Source organism: Stenotrophomonas sp. 05N37, assembly GCF_056397365.1.
The window spans coordinates 561,359-584,146 of the sequence record NZ_JBFTNG010000001.1; the positions used below are offsets into that span (position 1 = coordinate 561,359).

A 22,788-nucleotide genomic window follows, 5' to 3' on the forward strand; every position below is an offset into this window, starting at 1 on the left:
GCATGAGGTAAGGACGCATCGGAAAGCCCGGGATTGAACCGGGCTTTCCTTTTTTTTGGAACCCGGCCGTTTCCACCGCCGGCCAGGACAAGGAACCTCGATCATGAAGATGACCTCGCTGCTGGCTCCGCTGGCGCTCGCGCTCGCCGCCGCGTTGCCCGCCACTGCCTTCGCCGCCCCCGCAGGCGCGACGGCCGCCTATTCCATCGAAGACTTCGCCAAGCACGCCAGCTACAGCTCGGCCAAGATCTCGCCCAACGGCGATTACCTCGCCATCAGCGTGGACCTGGGCGACCAGGACGTGCTGACCATCCTGCGCACCAGCGACCTGAAAGTACTCAAGGTCAACCAGCTGCCCGACAAGAAGAGCGTGGGCAGCTTCTACTGGATTTCGCCCGAACGGCTGATGTTCAACGCGGTCAAGAAGCAGGGTGGCTATGCCCAGCCCTTCCCGACCGGTGAGTGGTTCGCGGTCAATGCCGACGGCAGCCTGGCCCGCCCGGTGATCTTCTACGGCACCCGCGACGCGACCCAGCGCGGCAAGAGCGTGGGCAACGAGTCCTACTCACTGCTGGACACGCTGCGCGGCGACGACCAGAACGTGATCATGCAGGTGCGCTACCCGCGCTCGTCCGAAGGTGCCGGCACCCAGGTGGTCAGCGTGGACACCATCAGCGGCCGACGTACCCCGATGGCGCGTGCGCCGAAGGAAAACTGCGATATCGCACTGGATGCGGCCAAGGAGCCCCGCTTTGCGGTGTGCAGTTCCAGCCGCGATGAAAGCGGCGAGTACGATGAGCGCAGCGAGCTGTATCGCCGCGATGGCACCAACTGGACGCTGATCAACGCGTCCAAGGCCGATGGCCAGCACCTGCGCGTGCTGCGCACCACCGCCGACGGCACCGTGTACGCCGAGCAGGACGATGGCAAGGCACCGCCTGCGGTCGGCACGCTGGATACCGCCAGCGGGCAGTTCCACCGCATCTTCCAGGACCCGGTCACCGACGTGTCGCAGCTGATGTGGAGCACCGATGACACGCGCCTGATCGGCGTGGTCAACCAGGCTGGCTCGCCCAAGGTCACCCTGGTCGATGAGGAACACCCGGATGCGGCGCTGTACCAGTCGCTGAGCGAGGCCTTCCCCAACCAGATGGTGCAGTTCTCCAGCTATACCGAAGACGGCAAGAAGATCCTGGTCTCGGTCTACAGCGACACCAACCCCGGCGAGCTGTACCTGTTCGACCGTGCCACCGGCCAGGCCCGCTTCCTGCTGCAGAGCCGCGATTGGCTCGATGCCAAGCGCATGGCCACGGTCAGGCCGTTCACCGTCAAAGCGCGCGACGGCCGCCAGCTCTACGGCTACCTGACCGTGCCCAAGGGCGCGGAAGGCAAGCCGCTGCCGATGATCGTCAACCCGCACGGCGGCCCGATCGGCCCGCGCGACAACTGGGGCTTCAACCCGGAAGCACAGCTGCTGGCCAGCCGCGGCTATGCAGTGCTGCAGGTCAATTTCCGCGGCTCGGGCGGGTTCGGCAAGGGCTTCGAGGAGGCCGGCCACCGGCAATGGGCCGACGGCATCCAGAACGACATCCTCGACGCGACCCACTGGGCGATCGACCAGGGCGTGGCCGACAAGGACCGCCTGTGCATCTACGGCGGCAGCTTCGGCGGTTACTCGGCGCTGATGGCGCCGATCCGTGAGCCGGGCCTGTTCAAGTGTGCCTTCGGTTACGTGGGCGTCTACGACGTGGATATGTTGTTTACCAAGGGCGACATCCCGCAGCGCGAGTCGGGCCTGCGCTACCTCCGCCGCACCCATGGCGTGGATCCGGCCGAACGTGCCAAGGCGTCGCCGGCCAGGCGTGCTGCCGAAGTCCGCATCCCGGTGTACCTGGCCGCTGGCGCACGCGACATGCGCGCCGTCCCCGAACAGACCGAACTGATGGCCAAGGCGCTGACCGAGGCAGGCAATGCGCCGGAAGGCGTGATCATCCAGTCCGGCGAGATGCACGGTTTTTACGGGGTGCCGGCGCGGGTCAACCTGTACACCAAGATGCTGGAGTTCTTTGACCGCCATATCGGAACCGCGCGCACGCGCTGAGTAGAATGCGAGGGCGGGTGGCCTTGCAGCCGCCCGCCCTGCCGTTTGGCCTAGTGACCTACGCCGCATGCCTCCGGCCCATGCACGGATGGAGCATGTCACCCAAGGTTTTCCGCATGGGACGATCAAGGAACGATGCACATGAACGCACCACGCTATCTCGGGGCCGCACTGGCCGTCGCGCTGCTGCTGCCCGGCATGGCCCAGGCCGCCTCACCGGCGACCAAGGCCAAGGCTGCTGCCGCCGCGCCCAGCGACCCCACCGACGATCCGGTCATGATCACCGCCGGCTTCCTCAACGGCCACCCGGACCTGCGCTTCCGCATGCTCGGGATGGAAAAGCTGCGCGGCAACGATCCGGCGGCCGCCTTCGGTTTCTTCCAGCGTGCCGGCTTCTACTCGGACAAGGTGTCCCAGGCGATGGTGGCCGAGATGCTCTGGAACGGTACCGGCACCGCGGCCAACAAGCCGTTGGCGTATGCCTGGATGGACCTGGCCGCCGAACGTGGCTACAAGGGCTTCATCGAGCTGCGCGAACGTTACTGGGCGGCGCTGGATGCGACCGGCCAGACGCAGGCGATCGCCGAAGGCGAGGCGGTCTATGCGCGCTTCGGCGATGACGCGGCCATGCCGCGCCTGAACCAGGCGATGCGCCGCGAACGGCGCCGCATGACCGGCAGCCGCACCGGCTTCGCCAGCAACGTGAAGATATTCGTGCCCGGCCCCAACGGCGTGGACGAGCAGATCGACGGCTCCAAGTTCTACGACGAGCGTTACTGGGATCCGGACAAGTACCGCCAGTACCAGGACAGCATCTGGATGACCCCGCGCGTCGGCCGCGTCGATGTCGGCACGGTCAGCACGGTTCCGGCCGATCCGGGCCGCAGTTCGCGCATTCCCGATGTGGCACCGCAGGCCGATGCGCTCGAGCCGCAGACCGAAGACATCCAGCCCAAGGTTGACCACAAGTAATCCCGGCACCGCCGCCGGTGAGCGGCCACCTCAGCCGCGCAGGATCACCTGCGCGGCATTGTGCCCCGGCGCACCGGTCACCCCGCCACCGGGATGGCTGCCGGACCCGCACAGGTACAGCCCCGGCAGCGCGCCGCGATAATCGGCCTGGCCCAGCATCGGGCGGGCGCTGAACAGCTGGTTGAGGCTGAGCGCGCCGTGGAAGATGTCGCCGCCGACCAGGCCGAAAATGCGCTCCAGGTCCAGCGGGCTGAGCACCTGCCTGCCCAGCACCGAGGCCGAGAAGCCCGGCGCATGCTGCTCCACCGTGGCGATCATCAGGTCGGCCACCTCCTCGCGATGATCATCCCAGTGGCGGCCGCCCGGCAGCTGCGGCGCCACGTGCTGGCAGAACAGGCTGGCCACGTGCTGGCCGGGCGGTGCCAGCGAGTCGTCCAGCGTGCTGGGAATGAGCATCTCCACGATCGGCTGGCGCGACCAGCCGTGGGTACGTGCATCCACCCAGGCGCGGTCCATGTAGTCCAGCGAGGGCGCGATGATGATCCCGGCGGTGAGATGGTCGCCGGGCCCGGGCAGGCAGCGGAAGTCCGGCAGGCGCGACAGCGCCACGTTCATGCGGAACGTCCCCGAACCACACCGCCAGTTCGCCATCCGCTCGCGCGTGGCCGCGGGCACTTCGCCAGCGCCGAGCAGCTGTTCGTAGAGCAGCTTGGGGTTGAGGTTGGAGACCACCGCACGCGCGGTGATCCGTTCACCCTGCAGTGTTTCCACCCCGACCGCGCGCCCGCCCTCCACCAGCACCCGGCGCACTCCGGCATCGGTGCGGATCTGCGCGCCGGCGGCCATCGCCGAACGCGCCATCGCCTGGGTGATCGCGCCCATGCCACCGATTGCATGGCCCCATGCGCCCTTGACCCCGTTGCTCTGGCCGAAGGCATGGTGCAGCAGCACGTACGCGGTGCCCGGCGCATACGGACTGGCGTAATTGCCGACCACGCCGTCGAAGCCGAACAGGGCCTTGATCGGTTCGCTGTCGAACCAGCGGTCCAGGTACTCGGCGGCCGAGATGGTGAACAGGTCCAGCAGTTCCTGGCGCAACGCCGGCGCCAGCGCATGCAACCGCCGCCCGAGCTGCCCTGCCCGCCACAGCTCCGGCAGCATCTGCAGCCAGTGGCCGTCGCTGACGTTGGGCGGCGCCTGCAGGGCCACCGCGCGCAGCACGTCGGCGAACACCTCCAGGCGCTGCTCGTACAAGGGCAGTTGCCGGGCATCGTGGGCCGAGAAGCGCTGCAGCTCGGCCTGGGTCAGCGCGCCGCCGGCGAGCAGGTACTGGTCATCGGGCAGCGGCAGGAAGTTGTTGATCCGGCGCGGCACGACCCGCAGCCCATGCGCGGCCAGGTCCAGCTCGGCGATCACCTTGGGCTGCAGCAGCGAGACCGTGTAGGACGCCACCGAGTTGCGGAACCCGGGATGGAATTCCTCGGTGACGGCCGCGCCGCCCACCACGCGGCGCCGCTCCAGCACCAGCACGCGCTTGCCGGCACGCGCCAGATAGGCGGCGCACACCAGGCCATTGTGCCCGGCACCGATGATCACCGCGTCCCACGGCTGCGCAGAAGAGTTCGCCATGCCCGCTGTATACACCGCCGCAGCCGGGCGTGTCGCCGGCCGGGTCGGGCTTTGCCGCGGCAGCCGGCCCACCGTGCCGGATCGGGCCGACGGTGGCACGCAGGCCGCGCTTGCCATCGGCCATGACCTTCGACACCCTTGCCGGTCGAGCCAGCGGCGTATCGTCTGGCCCACGGCTCCCCGGTGGGGGGCCATCCCCGATGCATTCCAGGCCTGGAGGCCAACCCACGTGATCCGCAATCCCAAGATCGTCCTGCTGACCCTGGCCGTTTCGGCCGCGCTGGTCGGCTGCGGCAAGACCGACACCCCGGCGAAGGACGGCGCGGCCTCCACCGCTGCCCCGGCCACCACCGCTGCCGCCACCGAGTACAAGCTCGATGAGAGCAAGCTGCGGGCCTACAACGCCTTCCACCCGTCCGACCTGGACACCAGCCTGGACGCCTGCGGCGCCTTCGGTGACTACGTCAACAGCAAGTGGCTGGCCGCCAATGCGATCCCGGCCGACCGCACCAGCTGGGGCGCCTTCACCATCCTGGACGAGCGCTCGGTCGCCGTGCAGCACCAGCTCGCCGAGCAGGTCGCGGCGGTCAAGAACCCGAACGGCATCGAAAAGATCGTCGGCGACTTCTGGGCCACCGGCATGGATGAAGCCAAGATCAATGCCCAGGGCATCGAGCCGATCAAGGCCGACCTGACCGCCATCGACGGCCTGCAGAGCAAGGACGCCGTCGCCGCCTACCTGCGCACCAGCGCCGCCAAGGGCGACAACGTGCTGTTCGGGTTCGGTCCGGAAGCGGACTTCAAGAACTCCAGCATGAACATGGCCTACGCCAGCCAAGGCGGCCTGGGCCTGCCGGACACCACGTACTACACCGACGCCAAGAACGCCGACAAGCTCAAGGCGTACCAGGCCCACGTGGCCAAGGTGCTGGAACTGTCCGGCGTGGCCACGGCCGACGCGGAGAAGCAGGCCGCCGACGTGGTGAAGTTCGAAACCCGCCTGGCCAAGGCCTCCAAGTCCAGCGTCGAGCTGTCGCGCGATGTCTCGCTGTTCTACAACCCGGTCACCGTGGCCGATGCGGACAAGCTGACCCCGAACTTCAGCTGGACCGAGTTCTTCAAGGCGCAGGGCATCGCGACCCCGGAGACGTTCTCGCTGGCCATCCCCTCCTTCCACCAGGAAGTGAGCAAGGCGCTGGGCGACACCGACCCGTCGGTGTGGCGCGCCTACCTGCGCTTCCACACCGTGGACGGCGCCTCGCCGTACCTGGCCGATGCCTTCGTCAACGAGAACTACAACTTCTACGGCAAGACCCTCAACGGCCAGAAGGAACAGAAGCCGCGTTGGAAGCGCGTGCTGGGCACGATCGAAAACGATGCCGGCGATGCCTTCGGCCAGCTGTACGTCAAGGTCGCCTTCTCGCCCGAAGCCAAGGCCAAGATGGAAGAACTGGTCAAGAACCTCGCCGCTGCGCTCAAGGAGCGGATCCAGGGCCTGACCTGGATGAGCGACGAGACCAAGGCCAAGGCGATCGCCAAGTGGGAAACCTTCACCCCGAAGATCGGCTACCCGGACAAGTGGCGTGACTGGAACGGCCTGAGCACCGGTCGCGACAGCTACTTCGGCAACGTGCGCGCGGCCAACGAATTCAACTACAAGTTCGCCCTGTCCAAGATCGGCAAGCCGGTGGACAAGACCGAGTGGGGCATGACCCCGCAGACGGTCAACGCCTACTACAACCCGCTGCAGAACGAGATCGTGTTCCCGGCCGCCATCCTGCAGCCGCCGTTCTTCGATCCCAAGGCGGACGACGCGCTCAACTACGGCGGCATCGGTGCCGTCATCGGCCACGAAATGACCCACGGTTACGATGACCAGGGCAGCCGTTTCGGGCCGACCGGCAACTTCGAGAACTGGTGGAACGAGGCGGACACCAAGAACTTCAGCGGCCTGACCGGCAAGCTGGTCAAGCAGTTCGACGGTTACAAGGTGGACGGCCAGGCCGTCAACGGCAAGCTGACCCTGGGCGAGAACATCGCCGACCTGGGCGGCCTGGCCACCGCCTACGACGCGCTGCAGAAGGCGTCGGCCGGCAAGGAAGACCCGAAGGTCGACGGCTTCAGCCGCGACCAGCGCTTCTTCTTCAACTGGGCCACCGTGTGGCGCACCAAGTACACCCCGGAGAACGCCAAGGTCCGCCTGGCCACCGATCCGCACGCACCGGCGCAGTTCCGCGCGATGGGCGCGCCGTCGAACCTGCCGACCTTCGCCGCCGCCTTCCAGTGCAAGGCCGGCTCGCCGATGGTCCGCGCTGGCGACCAGCAGGTGGTCATCTGGTAAACCATCGCGCCAACGCGTGATGTGATGCAGGCAGAGGCCCGGGATATCCCGGGCCTTTGTTGTTTGGGGCCGGCGCCATCACGCTCGTTTCGCTTTGCTTGGTACACTCGCGCGATCCCAATCCCGCTGGATTCGCTTTACATGTCCAACCTCCGTCCGCTCGCCATCGCCCTGGGCCTGAGCCTGGCCTCCCTGGTCATCGCACACGATGCGCATGCCGCGCCGAAGAAGAAGGCCGCACGCGCGCCGGCCGTCAGCGCGCAGTGCAGCGACTTCTACGAGGCCACCAACGCCACCTGGCTCAAGGCCAACCCGGTACCGCAGACCGGCGCCACCACGGCGCTGGGCCAACTGGCCGAGCGGACCCGCCAGCAACAGCGTGAACTGCTGGATGCGTCGATGAAGGCGCCGCAGGGCAACGTGCAGAAACTGCTCGGCGACTTCTGGGCCAGCGGCCTGGACGAAGCTGCGGTGGAAGCCGATGGCTCCAACCCCATCGCCCCGCTGCTGACCCGCATCAACGCCATCAAGAAGGCCAAGGATGTCCCGGCGTCGATCGCCGCGCTGCACCAGGTCGGCATCCCGGTGGCGTTCAACTTCGCCCCGGATGTGGACCTGAAGGCGCTCGACCGCCACATCGGTTACTTCATGCAGGGCGGCATGGGCCTGCCGGACCCGGCGTTCTACACCCGCACCGATGCCGACACTGTCGCGCTGATGGGCCGCTACCGCAATTACGTCAAGCAGATCCTGGCCCTCACCGGCACCCCGGCGGCCAAGCTGGATGAAGAGTCGCAGGCAGTGATCGCGCTGGAGACCGAGCTGGCGCGCAACGCGCAGTCGTTGGCCGGGATCAACAACCCGTTCAACAACTACGCCCCGATCTCCACCAAGGACCTCAACAGCCGCTACCGCAACCTGCAGCTGGATGCGTTCCTGAAGGTCCAGGGCGTCAACGACGACCTGGTCTCGCTGGCCGACCCGGCGCTGTTCAAGCAGCTCGACGGCATGGTCACCCGGATCAAGCCGGACCAGTGGAAGGCCTACCTGCGCTGGCGCGTGGGCGATGCCATGGCACCGTACCTGTCCAAGGCCTACCGCGACGCCGAGTTCGAGTTCCGTGGCCGCGTGATCCGTGGCGAGACCATCGCGCCGGCGCTCTGGGAGCAGACCCTGGATGCGATCAATGTCGCCGCCGGCCCGATGCTCGGCCGCGAGTACGCCAGCAAGTTCCTGTCGGCCGACGACCGCCGCCAGGCCGCGGTGATCGTGGACAAGATCCGCGAAGTGCAGATCGATGCGGTCAAGCGCAGCACCTGGCTGAGCGCCGAGGCCAAGACCGAAGCCCAGGCCAAGCTGGCCGCGCTGAAGATCGAGATCGGCACCCCGCTGCGCGACCTGGACTACAGCGTGCAGCCGATGGGCCGTGGCAGCTTCGGCGGCAACATGCTGATCGCCTCCACCTGGCGCCACCGCGAGGAAATGAAGCGGATCGGCAAGGGCAACGCAGACCGTCGCTGGGACGTGCTGCCGCAGCAGCCGGCGCTGGCCTACGACATCGCGCAGAACCGCCTGATCGTCACCGCCGCGGTGCTGCAGGGCCCGGTGTTCAACGCCAAGGCCGATACCGCCGACAAGTACGGCAGCTTCGGTGCCCTGGTGGCGCATGAGCTCACCCGCGCCATCGATGCCAAGGGCGCGCTGGTAGATGCCAAGGGCGAACTGCGCAGCTGGTGGACCCCGGCCGACAAGACCGCCTGGACCCTGCTCGGCACCCGCGTGGCCAGCCAGTACGGCAGCTACGACTTCCCCGGCATCAAGGGCGCCAAGGTCAACGGCGAACTGACCCGCGAAGAAAACCTGGCCGACGTGGCCGGGCTGGAACTGGCGTGGGAGGCCTACAAGGCGGTGGACCCCAGCGCCAAGCCGGCCACCCAGCAGGGCTTCTTCCGTGCGTGGGCCAGCCTGTGGGCCCAGCAGCTGTCGCCGAACGAGGCTGCGCAGCGGCTGACCGCCGACGTGCTGGCCCCGGGCCGCTGGCGCACCAATGGCGCGCTGTCCAACCTGCCCGCCTTCGGTGCCACCTTCAGCTGCAAGCCGGGCCAGCCGATGCAGCGCGTGGACGCCGAGCAGATCAAGGTCTGGCGCTGAACCTGCGGGACTGAGTGAATCGGAAGGGCGCCCTCGGGCGCCCTTTTCCGTTGTGGAGGGCCGGCCCGTCAGCACGCCGGGCGCGGGGCTATGCGGGATCGGCCTGCAGCGTCCCGCGATACGCGGCGATCAGGCCGACCAGCGGCGCGGCGATTTCCACGTCGAACACGAAGCGACCGTCGCGTTCGGTCTCGAAGGTGCGTCCAGAGGGGAGCAGCGCGGTCGGCAACGGAATGCCCAGGCATGACCAGCGCCGCGCCACCAGGTGCAGGCGGTCCTCCTCCACCACCAGCGCCAGCGCGACATCGACGAGGCCGAAGCGCTCCACCAGCAACCGTGCGTTTCGGCCCTCCCCGCGCCGCTGCCACGAGGAAAACCGTTTGCCGGCGAAGTCGCGGGTCCAGCGCTCGCCACCGCGCTCCGGCGCGAAGGCCACGCTGACCGCCACGTCCGCACCGGCGGGGGAAACCCGAACACGCCGCCGACGAGCCGCGACAGCAGCCCCGTGCCACGCCGGACCTCGGCCACGCCGCGCCATTGCCGCGCGTGCGCAGCGGCGTGCAGCGCCTGCACCTGCCCGGGCAGCGTGGCGAAGGCCGTGCCCAGCAGGTCCGGGTACAGGCTGGCATCGGGATCGTCGCGACGGAAGCCGGTGAAGATCGAACGGCCGTCGAACAGGCGCTCGTAGTCGGCCAGTTCCAGCGCGTGCGTGGCCGGGCGCGCGCCATCGTGCGGGCGCTCGCCCACCAGCAGCTTGCGCACCACCGCCTCGACCGCCATCGAGGGAATGTAGGGGCCGCCGTCGCCCTCGGCCAGCAGATGCCAGCTCTGCACCATCTCGCGGCCGGCGTGGGTGCCGGTGGCGCGCACGTACATGCCGCCCCGATGCTCGCCGAACTTCATCAGGTTGAGCACGGTGTAGAACAGCCGCGACAGGGGCGCCAGCGAAGGCAGCCCGAACCGCGCGCGCGCCTTGACCAGCAGGTTGAGGAGGCGGTGCAGCGCTTCGGGTATCGGCGCCGCACCGATCCAGATATCGGTCATGCCCGGGTACTCCAGCGGCAGTACCTGCAGGTCCGGCACGTCCACCAGCGAGAAATGCAGGTTGCGCAGCGGCACCCTGCCCGGCACGGCCACGGTGAACCGCCGGCTCTCGGCCAGCCCCAGGCCATGCCCGGGCGCGCCATTGCGGCGCAGCTTGACCGGTGCGCCGGCGTAGCCGACCACCGCGCGCATCACATTGAGCCCGATGCCCGCATGCGGCGACGGGGCGATACCGCCCTCGACGGTCACGATGTCCATGTCGCGCGCCATCCGCCGCACCACGGCGGCCGTCAGCACCGGGAAGCTGCTCACCCCGGACAGCACGTACACCCCGGCCGCCCTGGCCTGCGCATCGAAGCGGGCCACGCCGAACACGAAATCGGCGCCGTCGGCGAAATCCAGGTACGGGATGCGTGCGGCGATGCAGGCCTCGATCACGCGATAGGGACGCTCGCCGTACTCCTGGAACGGGCCGGAGGCATCCACCAGCAGGTCCGGCCGTTCTGCCGCGAGTACCGGCTCGATGCGGTCCCGGTCCACCTGCAGCGCGCGCACCGCCGGCTTGCCCACGTAACCGGCGCAGAAGGCCGAGGCCGCGTCCAGGCGGCGGCCGCAGATCAGCAGTTCGATGCCGGGCACGTCCGCAAGCAGGCCCGCCAGACGGCCACCGAACACGCCGTAGCCGCCGAGGATCAGAATTTTCATTGCGGACACATCCTTGTTCCGGGGTCGCGGGCGGCTGGCGGCGGGTGCTAGCGCACGCTCCTGAGGTGGTTCTTGCGCCGCGGGCCACCCGGCGGACGCTTGTTGAACGGCGGTTGCCCGCGCCAGTAGCGGATCAGCAGCCAGCCAAACAGCATGCCGCCGAGGTGCGCGAAGTGGGCGATGCCCGGCTGCCACGAGGTGGCGCCCATCACCAGTTCGGTCAGGCCGATCATGATCACGAAGGTGCGCGCCTTCATCGGAATCGGCGGGAACAGCAGCATGATCCGCTGGTTGGGGAACAGCATGGCGTAGGCCAGCAGCAGCCCGAACACGCCACCGGACGCGCCCAGCACCGGCGCCGGGTCGGCCAGCATCGCGCCCACGCCGAGCTGGCAGAGGCCCGCACCGACGATGCACACCAGGTAGTAGGTCAGGAAACGCTTCTCGCCCCAAGTCTGTTCCAGCGGCGCGCCGAACATGTACAGCGCCAGCATGTTGAACAACAGGTGCATGACGCCACCATGCAGGAAGCCGTAGGTCAGCAGCTGCCATACCTGGAAATTGCCGCCGGGCGAGAACGGATCGAAGCCACCGCGCAGCGGCTGCAGCATGAACGGCTCGAAGGTGCCGTAGCCGAGCAGGAACGGCTGCTGCAGCAGGAACAGCACCGCATTGGCGATCAGCAGTGCTTTGGTGACGGTGGGCAATCGCGGAAACATGGGGGCATCCTTTGGAACCATGCCCATCATAGCCGCAGCGCCCTCAGTCCGGCCCCCACAGCGCCGCATCCAGCGCGTCGCCGGCGCTGCGCGGCATGGCCTTCACCCGCCCGCGTTCGATCGCCACGCCTTCGGCACGCAGGCGCTGGCTCTGCTCGCGCCAGCCCCGCGACCCCTCGGGCATGGCGATCCGCCCGTCCGAGCGCAGCACCCGGTGCCAGGGCAGGTCCGGGTCCTCGTTCATGCCCAGCACGCGCGCGGTCAGTCGCGCCCGACCCGGCAGGCCGGCCTTGGCCGCCACCTGGCCGTAGCCCATCACCTGCCCGCGCGGGATGGCGCGGATCACCGCCAGGATGCGTTGGCGCGCCTGCGCGGCGGCGTCTTCGCCGGCGCCGGCGGGCGGGGTCACGCGCGTACGCGGCTGACCAGCAGCACGCCGACCAGCACCAGTGCCGTCCCCAGGATCTGCCAGGGGCCCATGGGTTCGTCGAGCAGCCATAGACTCATCACGATGGTGGATACCGGTCCGAGCATACCCACCTGCGCGGCCAGCGACGAGCCGATCCGCTTCACCGCCAGCATGATCGCCAGCACCGGCAGCACCGTGCACAGCGTGGCATTGACCAGCGACAGCCAGTACACCGGCACCGGCGCCTGCCCCAGCGAGGCCAGCGGGTGCAGCAGCGCGAAATGCAGCACGCACAGCACGCAGGCCACGCAACTGGCGTAGGCGGTCAGGCGGATCGCGCCGATCCGTGCCACCACCTGGCCACTGCCGAACAGGTACAGCGCATAGCTCAGCGCACTGGCCAGCACCAGCGCACTGCCCAGTACGATGCGCCCGCCTTCCAGCTGCAGGTCGTGGCCGAAGGCCAGCAGCACGCCCAGGTAGCTCAGCCCCAGCGCGACCAGCTGCCAGCGCCCCGGCCGTTTCTTCAGCAGTACCAGGCTGATCAGCAGCACCAGGGTCGGGTTGAGGTACAGGATCAGCCGTTCCAGGGTCACGCTGATGTACTGCAGGCCCTGGAAATCGAGCAGGCTGGACAGGTAGTAGCCGGTGAAGCCCAGCCACAGCACGCGGCCGCGATCGCCCCACGTCAGCGCCGTGGCGCGCCGTGCCGACCACGCCGCCAGCAGCGCGAACAACGGGAACGCCATCAGCATGCGCAGCGCCAGCAAGGTGGTCGCATCCACGCCATGCCGGTAGGCCAGCTTGACGATGACCGCCTTGCCGGACGCCGCGATGGCGCCGACCGCGGCCAGCGCGATGCCGCCGGCCACGATGCGGTGCGAGGAGGTGGGGAGCGGGGAAGCAGCAGACGGCATCGGCACGGCAGACGGCCGCGCGCGGCGGCCGGATCAACGGGGGAAACGGGATTGTCGCATGCTTGGGCGGGGCGATTGCCCCGCCGGGGTGCCACGCGCGGCGCGGCACTCCGCGCCTTCAGCGCATCAGGACCACTTCTTCCGCCGAGGTTGGATGGATCGCCACGGTGTCGTCGAACTGGGCCTTGGTCACGCCCATTTTCACCGCCAGCGCGAAACCCTGCAGGATCTCATCGGCCGATTCGCCGAGCAGGTGCACGCCGACCACCCGCTCTTCCTCGCCCACGCAGACCAGCTTGAACAGGCTGCGCTGGGTGCCATCGGAGAGGGCCTGCAGCATGGGGCGGAAGTTGCTGCGGTACACGCGCACGTCGCCGTGTTTCTCGCGTGCTTCTTCCTCGCTCAACCCCACCGCGCCCAGCGCCGGATGCGAGAACACCACGCTGGCCACGTTCTCGTAGTCCATCTTCGCCTGGGGGTTGCCGCCGAACAGGCGATCCATCAGTTTGCGCGCCGCGGCGATGGCGACCGGGGTCAGCCCGACCTTGCCGGCAATGTCGCCCACCGCATGCACGCTGGGCACCGCCGTGGTCTGCCCGTCATCCACTTCCACTTCGCCCTTGTCGCCGACCCCGATTCCCAGCGCTTCCAGGCCCAGGCCGGCGCTGTTGCCGCGCCGGCCGGTGGCGAAGAACAGCTGGTCGAAGGCCGCTTCGTGCGGGCCGTCATGGCCGTAGGCCACCACGCCATCGCCATCGCGGCGCAGCTCGCGCAGCCGGTAATCGAAGTGCACCTGCACGCCCTGGTGGCGCAGGTTGTCGGCCAGCTGCGCGGTCAGTTCCGCATCGAAGCGCTCCAGCAGCCGCGACCCGCGCACCAGCAGCGTGACCTTGCTGCCCAGTGCCTGCAGCAGTCCGGCCAGCTCCACGGCGATATAGCCGCCGCCGACGATCGCAACGCGCGCCGGCGCACTGCACAGGTTGAAGAAATCATCGGACACCGCGCCCAGCTCCGCGCCGGGGATGTCCGGCCGCTGCGGGTGCGCACCGGTGGCGATCAGGATGTGCGTGGCGCTGATGCGCACGCCGTCGCTGCACTCCACCGTGTGCGCGTCGACCAGGCGCCCTCGTCGCGGCACGCGCACCACCTTGTTCTCGTCCAGCCGCTTCAGGTAGCTGGCATGGATGTTGGCGATGTAGGCCTGGCGATGCACCACCAGTTCCTTCCAGTCCAGCGCCGGCCGCACCGGGACGTAGAAGCCCATCGCCGCGGCCATGCCGATCCTGCCGGCCAGGTCAGCCGCCAGCCACATCGCCTTCTTCGGCACGCAGCCCACGTTGACGCAGGTACCGCCCAGTTCACCCGGCTCCAGCATCGCCACGCGCTGACCATGCTGGGCGGCGCGGAATGCCGCGGCCAATCCGCCGGAGCCACCGCCCAGCACGATCAGGTCATAGTCGTAATGCTTGCTCATTGGAATCGCTCGACTCGTTAAGGGGCACGATCACGCGCCCATGCAGGGACCGAGCATGCCATGTCCGCTCGCGAGCCAGACGTGATGGCAACGCCACGGTCGGTCCCGGTTCAACGGCAGCAGCGCGCGCCGCGCACGGCTCAGGCGCGCTCGGCCCTGCGCAGCGGCGGCCACTGCAGGTAGGTCATCGCCCGCCACACCCACTCCAGCGGGCCGAAGCGGAACAGGCGCAACCACAGGTGGCTCAGCAGCACCTGCACGGCGAACAGCGCCAGCGCGAACGGCACCTGCCACGCCCGCGACATCTGCTCGAACGCGCCGAGCCCGTAGCCGTAGAACACCCAGGTGCAGACCAGCGATTGGAGGATGTACTGGGTCAACGCCATCCGCCCCATCGGCGCCAGCCAGTGCAGCCCGGCGCGCAGGCGCATGATCCAGCCCAGGTAGCCCAGGCACATCAGCAGCGAGGCCACCGAGGCCAGCGCGAACGCGGCACCGCTGGCCGGGGTGAACGTGCCCGGCGCCAGGTAGGGCTGCCAGATCGCACTGCCCAGCATCACCGCCAGGCCAAGCGGCAACGCGCCCCAGCGCAGCCGGCCGTACAGGCGCGTGAACCGCTCCGGCGTGGCCAGCGCGCCGCTGCGCGCGAACCAGCTGCCGATCAGGAACATGCCCAGCACTTCCGGCCCCACCACGATGATCGCGCCAACCTGGGTGACGAGGTCGCGCAGGCGCTGCAGCACCGCCTGGCCATAGGTGCCATGTGCATAGGCCTGGCGCTGCAGATCGATGGTCTGCTGCGCGCTGTCGATCGCGGCCTGCACCTGCGCGCCGTCGGGCTGGAGCTGCGCCTCCAGGCCCGTCAGCGCGCCCAGCAGCAGCATCAGCGCTGCCGCGCACAGGTACGTCAGCACGCCCATCACCGGCAACCAGCGCGTGGGCGCTTCGCGGCAGGCCAGCAGCGGCAGCGAGATCAAGGCGTAGACCACCAAGATGTCGCCGGACCAGACCAGCAGCGCGTGGCACAGTCCGATCAGCAGCAGGGCCGCGCTGCGGCGCAGGTAGAACGGCACGAACGCGCGCCGTGCCGCGTCGGCCCGCTGGGCCATGATCGCAAAGCCGGCACCGAACAGCAGCGAGAACAGGGTGAAGAACTTGCCCTGCACCAGCACGTAGATGACCGCGTCCGCCGCGTAGTCCAGGCCCTGCCAGTGCGGGTCGATGCCGGTAAAGGACAGGTCCAGCGGCCCGCTGAAGGCTTCCATGTTCATCAGCAGGATGCCGAGCAGGGCGAACCCGCGCAGGATGTCCAGCACCGCAATGCGATCGCCGGTGGCGACCGGCTGCAGGGAAAGGGGAACGGTGTTCACAGGCTATCCGTGGACCAGGCCGGCCATTATGCCGTCGGGCCGGGGCGGTGGCCGATCCCGCGGGCGCGCACATGCAAACGGCCCGCCGAAGCGGGCCGTTGCGTGCTGCGTGTCAGCGGCTAGGCAAGCCCGCTGCGCGGCGCAGGATTCAGTGCTGGTGGCCGCCATCGCCGTGCACGTGGCCGTGCTCCAGCTCTTCGGCGGCGGCAGCACGCACATCCACGATTTCCACGGCGAAGTGCAGGTCCTTGCCGGCCATCGGGTGGTTCAGGTCGACGTCGACCACGCTCATGCCGACCTTTTCCACCGTGACCGCGCGCGGCCCGAAGTTGGTCTGCAGCACGACCTGCTGGCCCGGGATCAGCTTGCTGGTGCCGAAGTGCTTCTTCGGCACGCGCTGGGTCAGGCCTTCGCGGCGTTCGCCGTAGGCATCGGCAGCCTTGACGTCCACTTCGAAGCTGGCGCCGGCTTCCTTGTCCATCATGGCGTTTTCCAGGCCCGGGATGATGTTGCCGTGGCCGATCAGGATCGCCAGCGGATCACGGTCCTTGGAGCTCTCGATCGGCTCCTGGCCCTGCTCGGAGACGGTGTAATGGAAACGGACGACGCTGTCTTTTTCGATCTTCATGCGCAACTCTGGCTGGTCGCTGCCGATGGCAGACGGGTGGGGCGGGTTGTCGCCCGCCGGATACGCCGCCATCATGACGGCCTCCTGAGGTGGCGCATTATCCGGACATCATGCAGCTGACGCCAGTTTCGCCCGCATTCCGCCTCATCGCCCGCCTGGCCGCGCTAGCCGCTGTACTCGTGTTGAGCGCCTGCGGCGGCGGCAAGGCCACCCGCCCGGCCGCCCCACCCGCCTCGACCCAGGTCTGGCCAACGGTAGCGCCAAACGACCCGCAGGCCGCCAACGCGGTGCTCATGCGCGCCATCGGCCTGGTCGGTACCCCGTACCGCTACGGCGGCAACACGCCCGAGTCGGGCTTTGACTGCAGCGGTCTGGTCGCCTACGTCTACCGGGAAATGCTGGACCTCAAGCTGCCGCGCACCTCGCGTGACCTGGCCGCGGTACAGGGCCCAAAGATCGAGCCGACGCGCCTGGCGCCGGGCGACCTGGTGTTCTTCGGCAGCCGCGGCAGCGTCTCCCACGTGGGCATCTACGTGGGCGAAGGGCGCTTCGTGCACGCCCCGAGCACCGGCGGCACGGTCCGGCTCGACTCGCTCGGCGGGGCCTACTGGAAGGACCACTACACGGGCGCGAAACGCGTTCTACACTAAGCTGAACAGGGGCAAGGGCCAAATTTGTGATCGAAATCACACAGTTGTAAACGAAAAATTAACGAAATTTGTACCTAATCACCGTTCTTACACGGCATCATCACCCATCGTTTTTATTCAGTGACCGCCGCGTGACGACAGCCGACCGGAACTACCCAGGCCAGACCGCCGCCCCCAAGCGCAGCACGCGACCCGTTTTCCTCGCCCTTGCGCTCTGCCTGGCCAGCCTGCCGGCCTGGGCACAGACCGCACCGGCCACCGCTGTAGAAGCCGCCCCGGCTGGCGCCAGCACCCCCGAATCCTCCGCGGTGGCCAAGCCCAAGGCTGATGGCCCCGCCCGCAGCAAGGCCGACGCCGCTGCCAGTGCCACCCTCGCCGCCCTGCTTCCGCACCTGGCCGCCAACGACACCATCCCCCTCATGGACCGCTCGGCGATGTTCGCCGGTGACCTGAGCCGCCTGCTCGCCAATTACGATGCCAGCACCGGTGCCACCGGCGCGGTGGTCGGCGGCGCTGCCGACAACGGCAAGGTGCAGTCGCTGCTGCGCCGCGCGATGACCCTGCTGGGCACCCCGTACCGCTGGGGCGGCACCTCGCCGGACAGCGGTTTCGACTGCAGCGGCCTGGTCGGCTACGTCTTCCGCACCGCCCTGGGCATCGAGCTGCCGCGCGTCTCGCGTGAAATGGCGCACGATGGCGAAGCCGAGCTGATCAACGACCGCAATGCCCTGGCTGCCGGCGACCTGGTGTTCTTCGGCCGCAAGGGCCGGGTCGACCACGTCGGCATCTACGTCGGCGAAGGCCGCTTCCTGCACGCCCCGAGCACCGGCAAGGACGTCCGCGTGGACAGCCTGGTCACCGGCTACTGGAGCGCCAAGTTCATGCAGGCCCGCCGCGTCGATCTCTGACCGACCGCTGGCACCGTAACGACCGGAAAGCCGCTGCCCTGCAGCGGCTTTTTTCATGGGCCGCCGCCCCGCCTGGCCGCCTCGCCATGGCCGCTGCCGCCCCCAACCCGCGTTGTCCCTCATATCGTTTCAGCAGTGACAGCAGAACCAAGTGCCTGCCGGTCCCACCGGGCAGGCCACGGACCCGGACGTGGGGCGGCACGTCCAAGGCTTCCGGACCCGCATCGGACTCCGCCCATGCTCTTCGTCGACAAGGTGACGCATGGCGGCAGTCCCCGTTTTTCCGGCCCGGTGTGTGATCTGGTTTGGGCAGCCCCAGGCAAGCGAGCGCGTGGCCCTGGCGGCTGCAGGCTGGCAGGTACGCAGCGTGGCCACGGACGACTGCGTGGCCATCGGCATGCGCGGCAGCGACCAGGTGGTCGGGCTGCTGGACCTGCGCAGCATCGTGCCGGCCAACCTGGCGCGGCTGCAGGCGCTGCTCGTCGAGCACCGCCACATGAAGCTGCTGGCCATCCTGCCTGCCGGCGGCGGCGCCATCCCGGCGGCCTTGCAGCCGCTGCTGGCGGCTTGCGTGGAGACCTGGACCGCACCGGTGGCGCTGGGCTGCATCGTGCAGCGCCTGCAGCAACTGGCCGGCGATCCGCAGACGCCGGTTGCCCACGGCCCACAACACCTGATCGGTGACAGCGCCGTGCTGCAGGTGGCACGCGGCGCGATCCGCAAATTCGCCCCCGTCGAGCTGCCGGTATTGATCACCGGCGAGACCGGCACCGGCAAGGAGCTGGCCGCGCAGGCGCTGCATGCCCTGTCGCCACGCCACGCCCGGCCCTTCCTGGCGGTCAACTGCGGGGCGATCCCGGCCGCGCTGGTGCAGTCGGAACTGTTTGGCCACGAGCGCGGCGCCTTCACCGGCGCGGCCAGCCGCCGCCTGGGCCTGTTCGAAACGGCCAACGGCGGCACCGTATTCCTCGATGAAATCGGCGACCTGCCGCTGGATGTGCAGACCAACCTGCTGCGCGTGCTGCAGGAAGGCACCGTCGAGCGGGTCGGCAGCAACCGACCGCTGGCGGTGGACGTGCGCGTGCTGGCGGCCACCCATGTCGACCTGGAACAGGCGGTGGAGCGCGGCCAGTTCCGCCGCGACCTGTTCTACCGGCTCAACGTACTGCGCCTGCCGATGCCCGCCCTGCGCGACCGTGGCAGCGACATCATGCTGCTGGCCCACCACTTCCTGGCCAGCTTCCGCGACCGCCACGTGACCCGCGCGCGCGGTTTCAGCAGCGACGCCACCCTCGCCATGGAGCGCTTCAACTGGCCGGGCAACGTGCGCGAACTGCTCAACCGCGTGCAGCGCGCGGCGATCGTCGCCGACGGCGAGCTGATCGGCGCGGCCGACCTCGAGCTGGTCCCGGCGCAGAGGGCGATGCCGCAGAAGATGCTGCATGACGCACGCCAGGTCGCCGAACGCGAAACCCTGCTGCGCGCCCTGCGCCAGAACGACTTCAACATCGCCGCCTGCGCCCGCCACATGCAGGTCTCACGCGTCACCGTCTATCGCCTCTGCCGCAAGCACCAGCTGGCCCTCCCGGAACTACGCTGAGCCAGACCAACAACACGGCCCGGGCACCGGGGCGGTGCTCCCTCTCCCTCGGCGTCATTGCCCAACTGCATCAGACCAGCAGCCCGCCTCTTGTTGAAGGGCGCGCGCCGACGGCGCGGGGTTCAGGACGGTATGCGTGGACCTCCCGGAACGGGAGGTCGCGCGCCGAAGGCGCAGGGTTCGAGTGGGATGCGCATCCGCACATGCATGGAGCGCCTCCGCTCACAGCATGTACGGCACCTTGAAGGCCAACGTGAAGTCCGGCGCGTCCGGGGTCAGGCCGATGCCGAGCATGCTCACCAGCGTCGTATTGCGGTTGAGCGCGTAGGTAATGCCGAGGTTGAGCGTGCCGGCATTGGCGTCGCTGCCGATCACCTTGAGCCACTGCCCGTTGCGGTAGCGCGTGGAGGCACGGCGGCTCAACTTGTCGCTGAAGGAAATGCTCAGGCTGGTGCGCTCGTTGAACGCGAAGGCCACGCCGGCGCCGAAGTAGTACGAACCGCCCAGCTTCACCTCGCCCGGGTTGACCGTGTCCGGATTGGCATCCAGGTCATCGAAGCTGCGCGCGAAGGAATGGATGTAGCCAAGGTTGGCGAACAGGATCGCCGGGTCGGCGGTCTTCACCGCCGACAGGCCGACGTTGGCCTGCCACACCCCGTTGCCGGTGGGCTGCTGCTCGGGCACCGCGAAGCGGATGAAATCATCGTCGTCGCGCTCGAGCACCTTCCAGTCCACGCCGTAGGGCGCGCGCCCGGTCGGCGCGGTGGCGCCGACGGTAAGCACCGTCTCCGGCCAGCGGCCGTGCTCGGCGAACAGCCGGTAGTTGCCGCTCAGGCCGACATCGCCGATGCCGTTGCCGGTGGTCTCCTCCTGCGCGATGGCCGCGGCCGAGCCGCCGGCGCCGCCCTTCTGGAACACGGTCTTGCGTGCCAGGTAGGGCACGTCCAGGTTCAGCGTCAGCCGTGGGCTCACGCCCCAGCGCGCGGCGAGGTTGTAGGTGAGCGTGTCCGACTCGACGTTCTCGATGGCGATGTTGCCCAGGAAGATCGCATCCAGCGCCAGGAAGCCGTTGAGGGTGACCTGCTTGCGGTCATAGCGCGCGTAGGTGAGGCTGTTTTCGATGGTGAAGCGGCGGCTGAACAACGCGGCCTGCTGCTGTTTGACGTCGTCCACGCTGCGCCGCGAGGCCTGCTTGGCTTCCTGCGCCTCGGCGGCGCTGCTGGCATAGCCATCGGCGCTGGGCGCCGCGGCCGGGGTGCCGGCGGGCAGCGGCGGCGGTGCACCAGCCGCACCGGCCACCGGCGCGGTCTTGCCGCTCAGGCGCGCCTGCATGGCCTGCACCTGCATGTCCAGTTCGCGCAGGCGGCGCACCTCCTGGGCGTAGTTGGCCTTGAGTGTTTCCAGTTGCGTGATCAGCGCCTTGACGTCGGCTTCGTCGGCCGGTGCGGCCTGCGCCTGCGCGCCGGCGGCCGCCATCAGTGCCAGCGCCGCCAGCGCCAGCGGGGTTGCTCGAATCGTGGTCTGCATTGCCTTGGCCTGCCTTGTGTTGTCACGCCCCCACCCCGCCGTGCCGTTACTGGCCGGGTCCCATGCCCACACCCCGTACCAGCGTCATCGCCTGGGCCACGTTCTGGCTGAGCGGGACGTTGTTGGCCAAGGACTGGCGGACAAGATCGATCTGCATGCGATTGCTTGCCGCCTGGCCATCACTGCCGATGGCGATGCTCTGCCCGACGCTGCCGTTGCGGATCCACTGCTGTACCGCGCCCACGCCCTCGATCTGCAGCTGGACCCGGGCGTTGTTGCCGTCCAGTTGCGCCACCGCGCTCACCCCGCCCTGCTGCACGCTGGCCAGGTGCTGGCCCTCGCTGCCGGGTGCCGGCGCCTGGCCGTCACGCACGGTGAGGTGGGTGGTGTTGCTGGCCACGTTGCCGTCGCCGGCCACCTGGATGCTCTGGGTAAGCCCGGCCACGTTCTGCAGGCCACTGGCGTCGATGCTGCGGCCGGGGGTCACCGGCAAGGGAGCGTCGGCGGCGGTGACCGTCACGGACGGGGTGAAGCTGACCTTGGGCGTGCCGCCCTGGCTGAAATCCATGCCCAGGGTGAGCGCGCTGCGCGCGGCCTGCCCACCGCTGTTCCACTGGGTGATCATGGTCACCCCGAACCAGGCCACGCTGCTGCCGTTGACCGTATAGCGGCCGCGCATCAGGTTCAGTTCCGGATCCGGGATCTCGCTCAGGCCCTTGCCGGGCCGTCCTTCCTGCGCATGCAGCGGTGCGGCGCCCAGCAGGGTGAGCAGCAGTACGCCGTGCGTCCATTTCGCGATATTCATGGTGCCTCCTAGAACAAGTCGGCATGGGTAAAGCCGAAGTCCACCAACTCCGCGTCGGTGATCGGCCCCTGCCGGGCGTACAGCGAACGTGCACTGGGCCGTTCACCGGGCTGCAGCAGCACCGTGTTGCGATCGAAATCACTGCCGATCACGACAAAGACGGCCCGCGACGGCCACGCCTGGAGAAATTCGCTGACCGGAATGCTGCGGTTGCCCAGGATCGGGTCGGCCACGTCGACCACGTCGTCACGGACCTGCTTGAGGACCACGAAGTGGCGGAAGCCCCGCACATCCATCAACACCAGCCCGGGCACGCGCAGCGAGCGCAGGCGCTCTTCGTTGACGCGGTAGCCGCGTCCACGCATGCCCATCGATTCCACGTAACGCTTGATGTCCAGCAGCGAGAAACCGCGCTGGTGGACCAGTTGCGGGTCCGAGACCCCCATCATGCCTTCGATCACCGTGCCTTCGTCCGCCTCCAGGTGGTAGGCGTAACGCAGGATGGTGGCCAGCGCCGCCGCGCCACAGCTGTAGTCGGTGTGTTGCCGCACCACGTTGCGGAAGCGCCGTTCCTGCATGCTCTCCACGCGCTGGGTGAGCACCGCGCCGTTGGGCAGTACGCCGCTGAAGCCGATATCGCCGGCGCGCGCGGCGCCGGACGGCAGCATCAGCAACATCAAGGACCCGCACAGTGCGTGCTTCCACATCGGCTTGGCTCCGGAAAAGGAGGGAGCCCCTGCCCCAAAGGGGGAGAATGGGACAGGGGCCCCCGGGGGCCCGGCCATTGGCGGATGGCCGGGTTTGTTGCGCTCAACGCGTACTGCTTGCGAAAACGGAC

At 68.7% G+C, this 22,788-nt stretch carries 18 protein-coding genes and 1 pseudogene; 7 read left to right on the top strand and 12 right to left on the bottom strand.

The window, feature by feature from the left end:
* The first annotated feature begins 103 nt into the window (after positions 1-103).
* Both AC1DGC_RS02585 and AC1DGC_RS02590 read left to right on the top strand, forming a co-directional pair.
* Positions 104-2,101, top strand: a complete 1,998-nt coding sequence (locus AC1DGC_RS02585; protein WP_259205770.1) for an alpha/beta hydrolase family protein — start codon at positions 104-106, stop codon at positions 2,099-2,101.
* Positions 2,102-2,242: 141 nt separating this feature from the next.
* On the top strand, positions 2,243-3,073 hold the full coding sequence (locus AC1DGC_RS02590; RefSeq protein WP_394160848.1) for an SEL1-like repeat protein: 831 nt from the start codon (positions 2,243-2,245) through the stop codon (positions 3,071-3,073).
* A gap of 30 nt (positions 3,074-3,103) precedes the next feature.
* On the opposite strand, the gene AC1DGC_RS02595 is transcribed toward AC1DGC_RS02590, so the two are convergent.
* On the bottom strand, positions 3,104-4,702 hold the full coding sequence (locus AC1DGC_RS02595) for a phytoene desaturase family protein (RefSeq protein WP_478047151.1): 1,599 nt from the start codon (positions 4,700-4,702) through the stop codon (positions 3,104-3,106).
* Between the two features lie 229 nt (positions 4,703-4,931).
* Here AC1DGC_RS02595 and AC1DGC_RS02600 point away from each other — a divergent pair, with 229 nt between their 5' ends.
* Positions 4,932-7,043 (top strand): M13 family metallopeptidase, encoded by a 2,112-nt coding sequence (locus AC1DGC_RS02600; protein ID WP_478047152.1) that lies wholly within the window; start codon positions 4,932-4,934, stop codon positions 7,041-7,043.
* A gap of 141 nt (positions 7,044-7,184) precedes the next feature.
* The gene (locus AC1DGC_RS02605; RefSeq protein ID WP_478047153.1) at positions 7,185-9,194 is read left to right on the top strand and encodes a M13 family metallopeptidase; all 2,010 of its coding nucleotides are present in this window, start codon (positions 7,185-7,187) and stop codon (positions 9,192-9,194) included.
* A gap of 88 nt (positions 9,195-9,282) precedes the next feature.
* Here AC1DGC_RS02605 and AC1DGC_RS02610 read toward each other — a convergent pair whose 3' ends face one another.
* The 8 genes and pseudogenes from AC1DGC_RS02610 to AC1DGC_RS02645 form a co-directional block, all read right to left on the bottom strand.
* The gene (locus AC1DGC_RS02610) at positions 9,283-9,732 is read right to left on the bottom strand and encodes a DUF4166 domain-containing protein (protein WP_478047469.1); all 450 of its coding nucleotides are present in this window, start codon (positions 9,730-9,732) and stop codon (positions 9,283-9,285) included.
* An 839-nt stretch (positions 9,733-10,571) separates the two neighbouring features.
* Positions 10,572-10,943: pseudogene (locus AC1DGC_RS02615) on the bottom strand (saccharopine dehydrogenase NADP-binding domain-containing protein); the annotation flags it as partial.
* A gap of 47 nt (positions 10,944-10,990) precedes the next feature.
* Positions 10,991-11,662 carry a rhomboid family intramembrane serine protease gene (locus AC1DGC_RS02620; protein ID WP_259205779.1) on the bottom strand — a complete coding sequence of 224 codons (672 nt, stop codon included), beginning with the start codon at positions 11,660-11,662 and terminating at the stop codon, positions 10,991-10,993.
* Between the two features lie 43 nt (positions 11,663-11,705).
* Positions 11,706-12,161: an MGMT family protein gene (locus tag AC1DGC_RS02625; protein WP_394160858.1), complete on the bottom strand. Its 456-nt coding sequence runs from the start codon at positions 12,159-12,161 to the stop codon at positions 11,706-11,708.
* Positions 12,068-12,988 carry a DMT family transporter gene (locus AC1DGC_RS02630; protein ID WP_478047154.1) on the bottom strand — a complete coding sequence of 307 codons (921 nt, stop codon included), beginning with the start codon at positions 12,986-12,988 and terminating at the stop codon, positions 12,068-12,070. Before AC1DGC_RS02630 ends, AC1DGC_RS02625 begins: the two co-directional genes overlap by 94 nt.
* Before the next feature lie 118 nt (positions 12,989-13,106).
* Positions 13,107-14,462, bottom strand: a complete 1,356-nt coding sequence (gorA, locus tag AC1DGC_RS02635; RefSeq protein WP_478047155.1) for a glutathione-disulfide reductase — start codon at positions 14,460-14,462, stop codon at positions 13,107-13,109.
* A 140-nt stretch (positions 14,463-14,602) separates the two neighbouring features.
* Positions 14,603-15,832 (bottom strand): DUF418 domain-containing protein, encoded by a 1,230-nt coding sequence (locus AC1DGC_RS02640; RefSeq protein ID WP_478047156.1) that lies wholly within the window; start codon positions 15,830-15,832, stop codon positions 14,603-14,605.
* 148 nt (positions 15,833-15,980) lie between these two features.
* The gene (locus AC1DGC_RS02645) at positions 15,981-16,460 is read right to left on the bottom strand and encodes an FKBP-type peptidyl-prolyl cis-trans isomerase (protein ID WP_259205787.1); all 480 of its coding nucleotides are present in this window, start codon (positions 16,458-16,460) and stop codon (positions 15,981-15,983) included.
* Positions 16,461-16,570: 110 nt separating this feature from the next.
* On the opposite strand from AC1DGC_RS02645, the gene AC1DGC_RS02650 reads away from it, so the two are divergent.
* From AC1DGC_RS02650 to AC1DGC_RS02660, 3 genes are all read left to right on the top strand, one after another.
* The gene (locus tag AC1DGC_RS02650; RefSeq protein WP_394161290.1) at positions 16,571-17,110 is read left to right on the top strand and encodes a C40 family peptidase; all 540 of its coding nucleotides are present in this window, start codon (positions 16,571-16,573) and stop codon (positions 17,108-17,110) included.
* 131 nt (positions 17,111-17,241) lie between these two features.
* Entirely contained in the window at positions 17,242-18,018 is a 777-nt protein-coding gene (locus tag AC1DGC_RS02655; protein WP_478047157.1) for a C40 family peptidase, read from the top strand.
* A 262-nt stretch (positions 18,019-18,280) separates the two neighbouring features.
* A complete protein-coding gene (locus AC1DGC_RS02660; RefSeq protein WP_478047158.1) occupies positions 18,281-19,618 on the top strand; it encodes a sigma-54 interaction domain-containing protein in 1,338 nt (445 codons plus the stop codon).
* Positions 19,619-19,840: 222 nt separating this feature from the next.
* Here the strand turns inward: AC1DGC_RS02660 and AC1DGC_RS02665 are convergent, their stop codons facing one another.
* Genes AC1DGC_RS02665 through AC1DGC_RS02675 form a run of 3 tightly spaced genes read right to left on the bottom strand, consistent with a single transcriptional unit; the run spans position 19,841 to position 22,657 of the window.
* Positions 19,841-21,145 (bottom strand): hypothetical protein, encoded by a 1,305-nt coding sequence (locus tag AC1DGC_RS02665; RefSeq protein WP_449334766.1) that lies wholly within the window; start codon positions 21,143-21,145, stop codon positions 19,841-19,843.
* Positions 21,146-21,191: 46 nt separating this feature from the next.
* Positions 21,192-21,950 (bottom strand): hypothetical protein, encoded by a 759-nt coding sequence (locus AC1DGC_RS02670; RefSeq protein ID WP_478047159.1) that lies wholly within the window; start codon positions 21,948-21,950, stop codon positions 21,192-21,194.
* Between the two features lie 8 nt (positions 21,951-21,958).
* Positions 21,959-22,657: a C39 family peptidase gene (locus tag AC1DGC_RS02675; protein ID WP_259205791.1), complete on the bottom strand. Its 699-nt coding sequence runs from the start codon at positions 22,655-22,657 to the stop codon at positions 21,959-21,961.
* Between the last annotated feature and the right edge of the window lie 131 nt (positions 22,658-22,788).

Coding starts and splice junctions, on each gene's coding strand:
- AC1DGC_RS02630 (WP_478047154.1), bottom strand. CDS start 12,988: ATGCCGTCTGCTGCTTCCCCGCTCCCCACCTCCTCGCACCGCATCGTG.
- AC1DGC_RS02620 (WP_259205779.1), bottom strand. CDS start 11,662: ATGTTTCCGCGATTGCCCACCGTCACCAAAGCACTGCTGATCGCCAAT.
- gorA (WP_478047155.1), bottom strand. CDS start 14,462: ATGAGCAAGCATTACGACTATGACCTGATCGTGCTGGGCGGTGGCTCC.
- AC1DGC_RS02675 (WP_259205791.1), bottom strand. CDS start 22,657: ATGTGGAAGCACGCACTGTGCGGGTCCTTGATGTTGCTGATGCTGCCG.
- AC1DGC_RS02625 (WP_394160858.1), bottom strand. CDS start 12,161: ATGGCTGCTCGACGAACCCATGGGCCCCTGGCAGATCCTGGGGACGGC.
- AC1DGC_RS02605 (WP_478047153.1), top strand. CDS start 7,185: ATGTCCAACCTCCGTCCGCTCGCCATCGCCCTGGGCCTGAGCCTGGCC.
- AC1DGC_RS02610 (WP_478047469.1), bottom strand. CDS start 9,732: ATGGCGCGGCGTGGCCGAGGTCCGGCGTGGCACGGGGCTGCTGTCGCG.
- AC1DGC_RS02585 (WP_259205770.1), top strand. CDS start 104: ATGAAGATGACCTCGCTGCTGGCTCCGCTGGCGCTCGCGCTCGCCGCC.
- AC1DGC_RS02650 (WP_394161290.1), top strand. CDS start 16,571: ATGCAGCTGACGCCAGTTTCGCCCGCATTCCGCCTCATCGCCCGCCTG.
- AC1DGC_RS02670 (WP_478047159.1), bottom strand. CDS start 21,950: ATGAATATCGCGAAATGGACGCACGGCGTACTGCTGCTCACCCTGCTG.
- AC1DGC_RS02645 (WP_259205787.1), bottom strand. CDS start 16,460: ATGAAGATCGAAAAAGACAGCGTCGTCCGTTTCCATTACACCGTCTCC.
- AC1DGC_RS02660 (WP_478047158.1), top strand. CDS start 18,281: ATGGCGGCAGTCCCCGTTTTTCCGGCCCGGTGTGTGATCTGGTTTGGG.
- AC1DGC_RS02665 (WP_449334766.1), bottom strand. CDS start 21,145: ATGCAGACCACGATTCGAGCAACCCCGCTGGCGCTGGCGGCGCTGGCA.
- AC1DGC_RS02595 (WP_478047151.1), bottom strand. CDS start 4,702: ATGGCGAACTCTTCTGCGCAGCCGTGGGACGCGGTGATCATCGGTGCC.
- AC1DGC_RS02590 (WP_394160848.1), top strand. CDS start 2,243: ATGAACGCACCACGCTATCTCGGGGCCGCACTGGCCGTCGCGCTGCTG.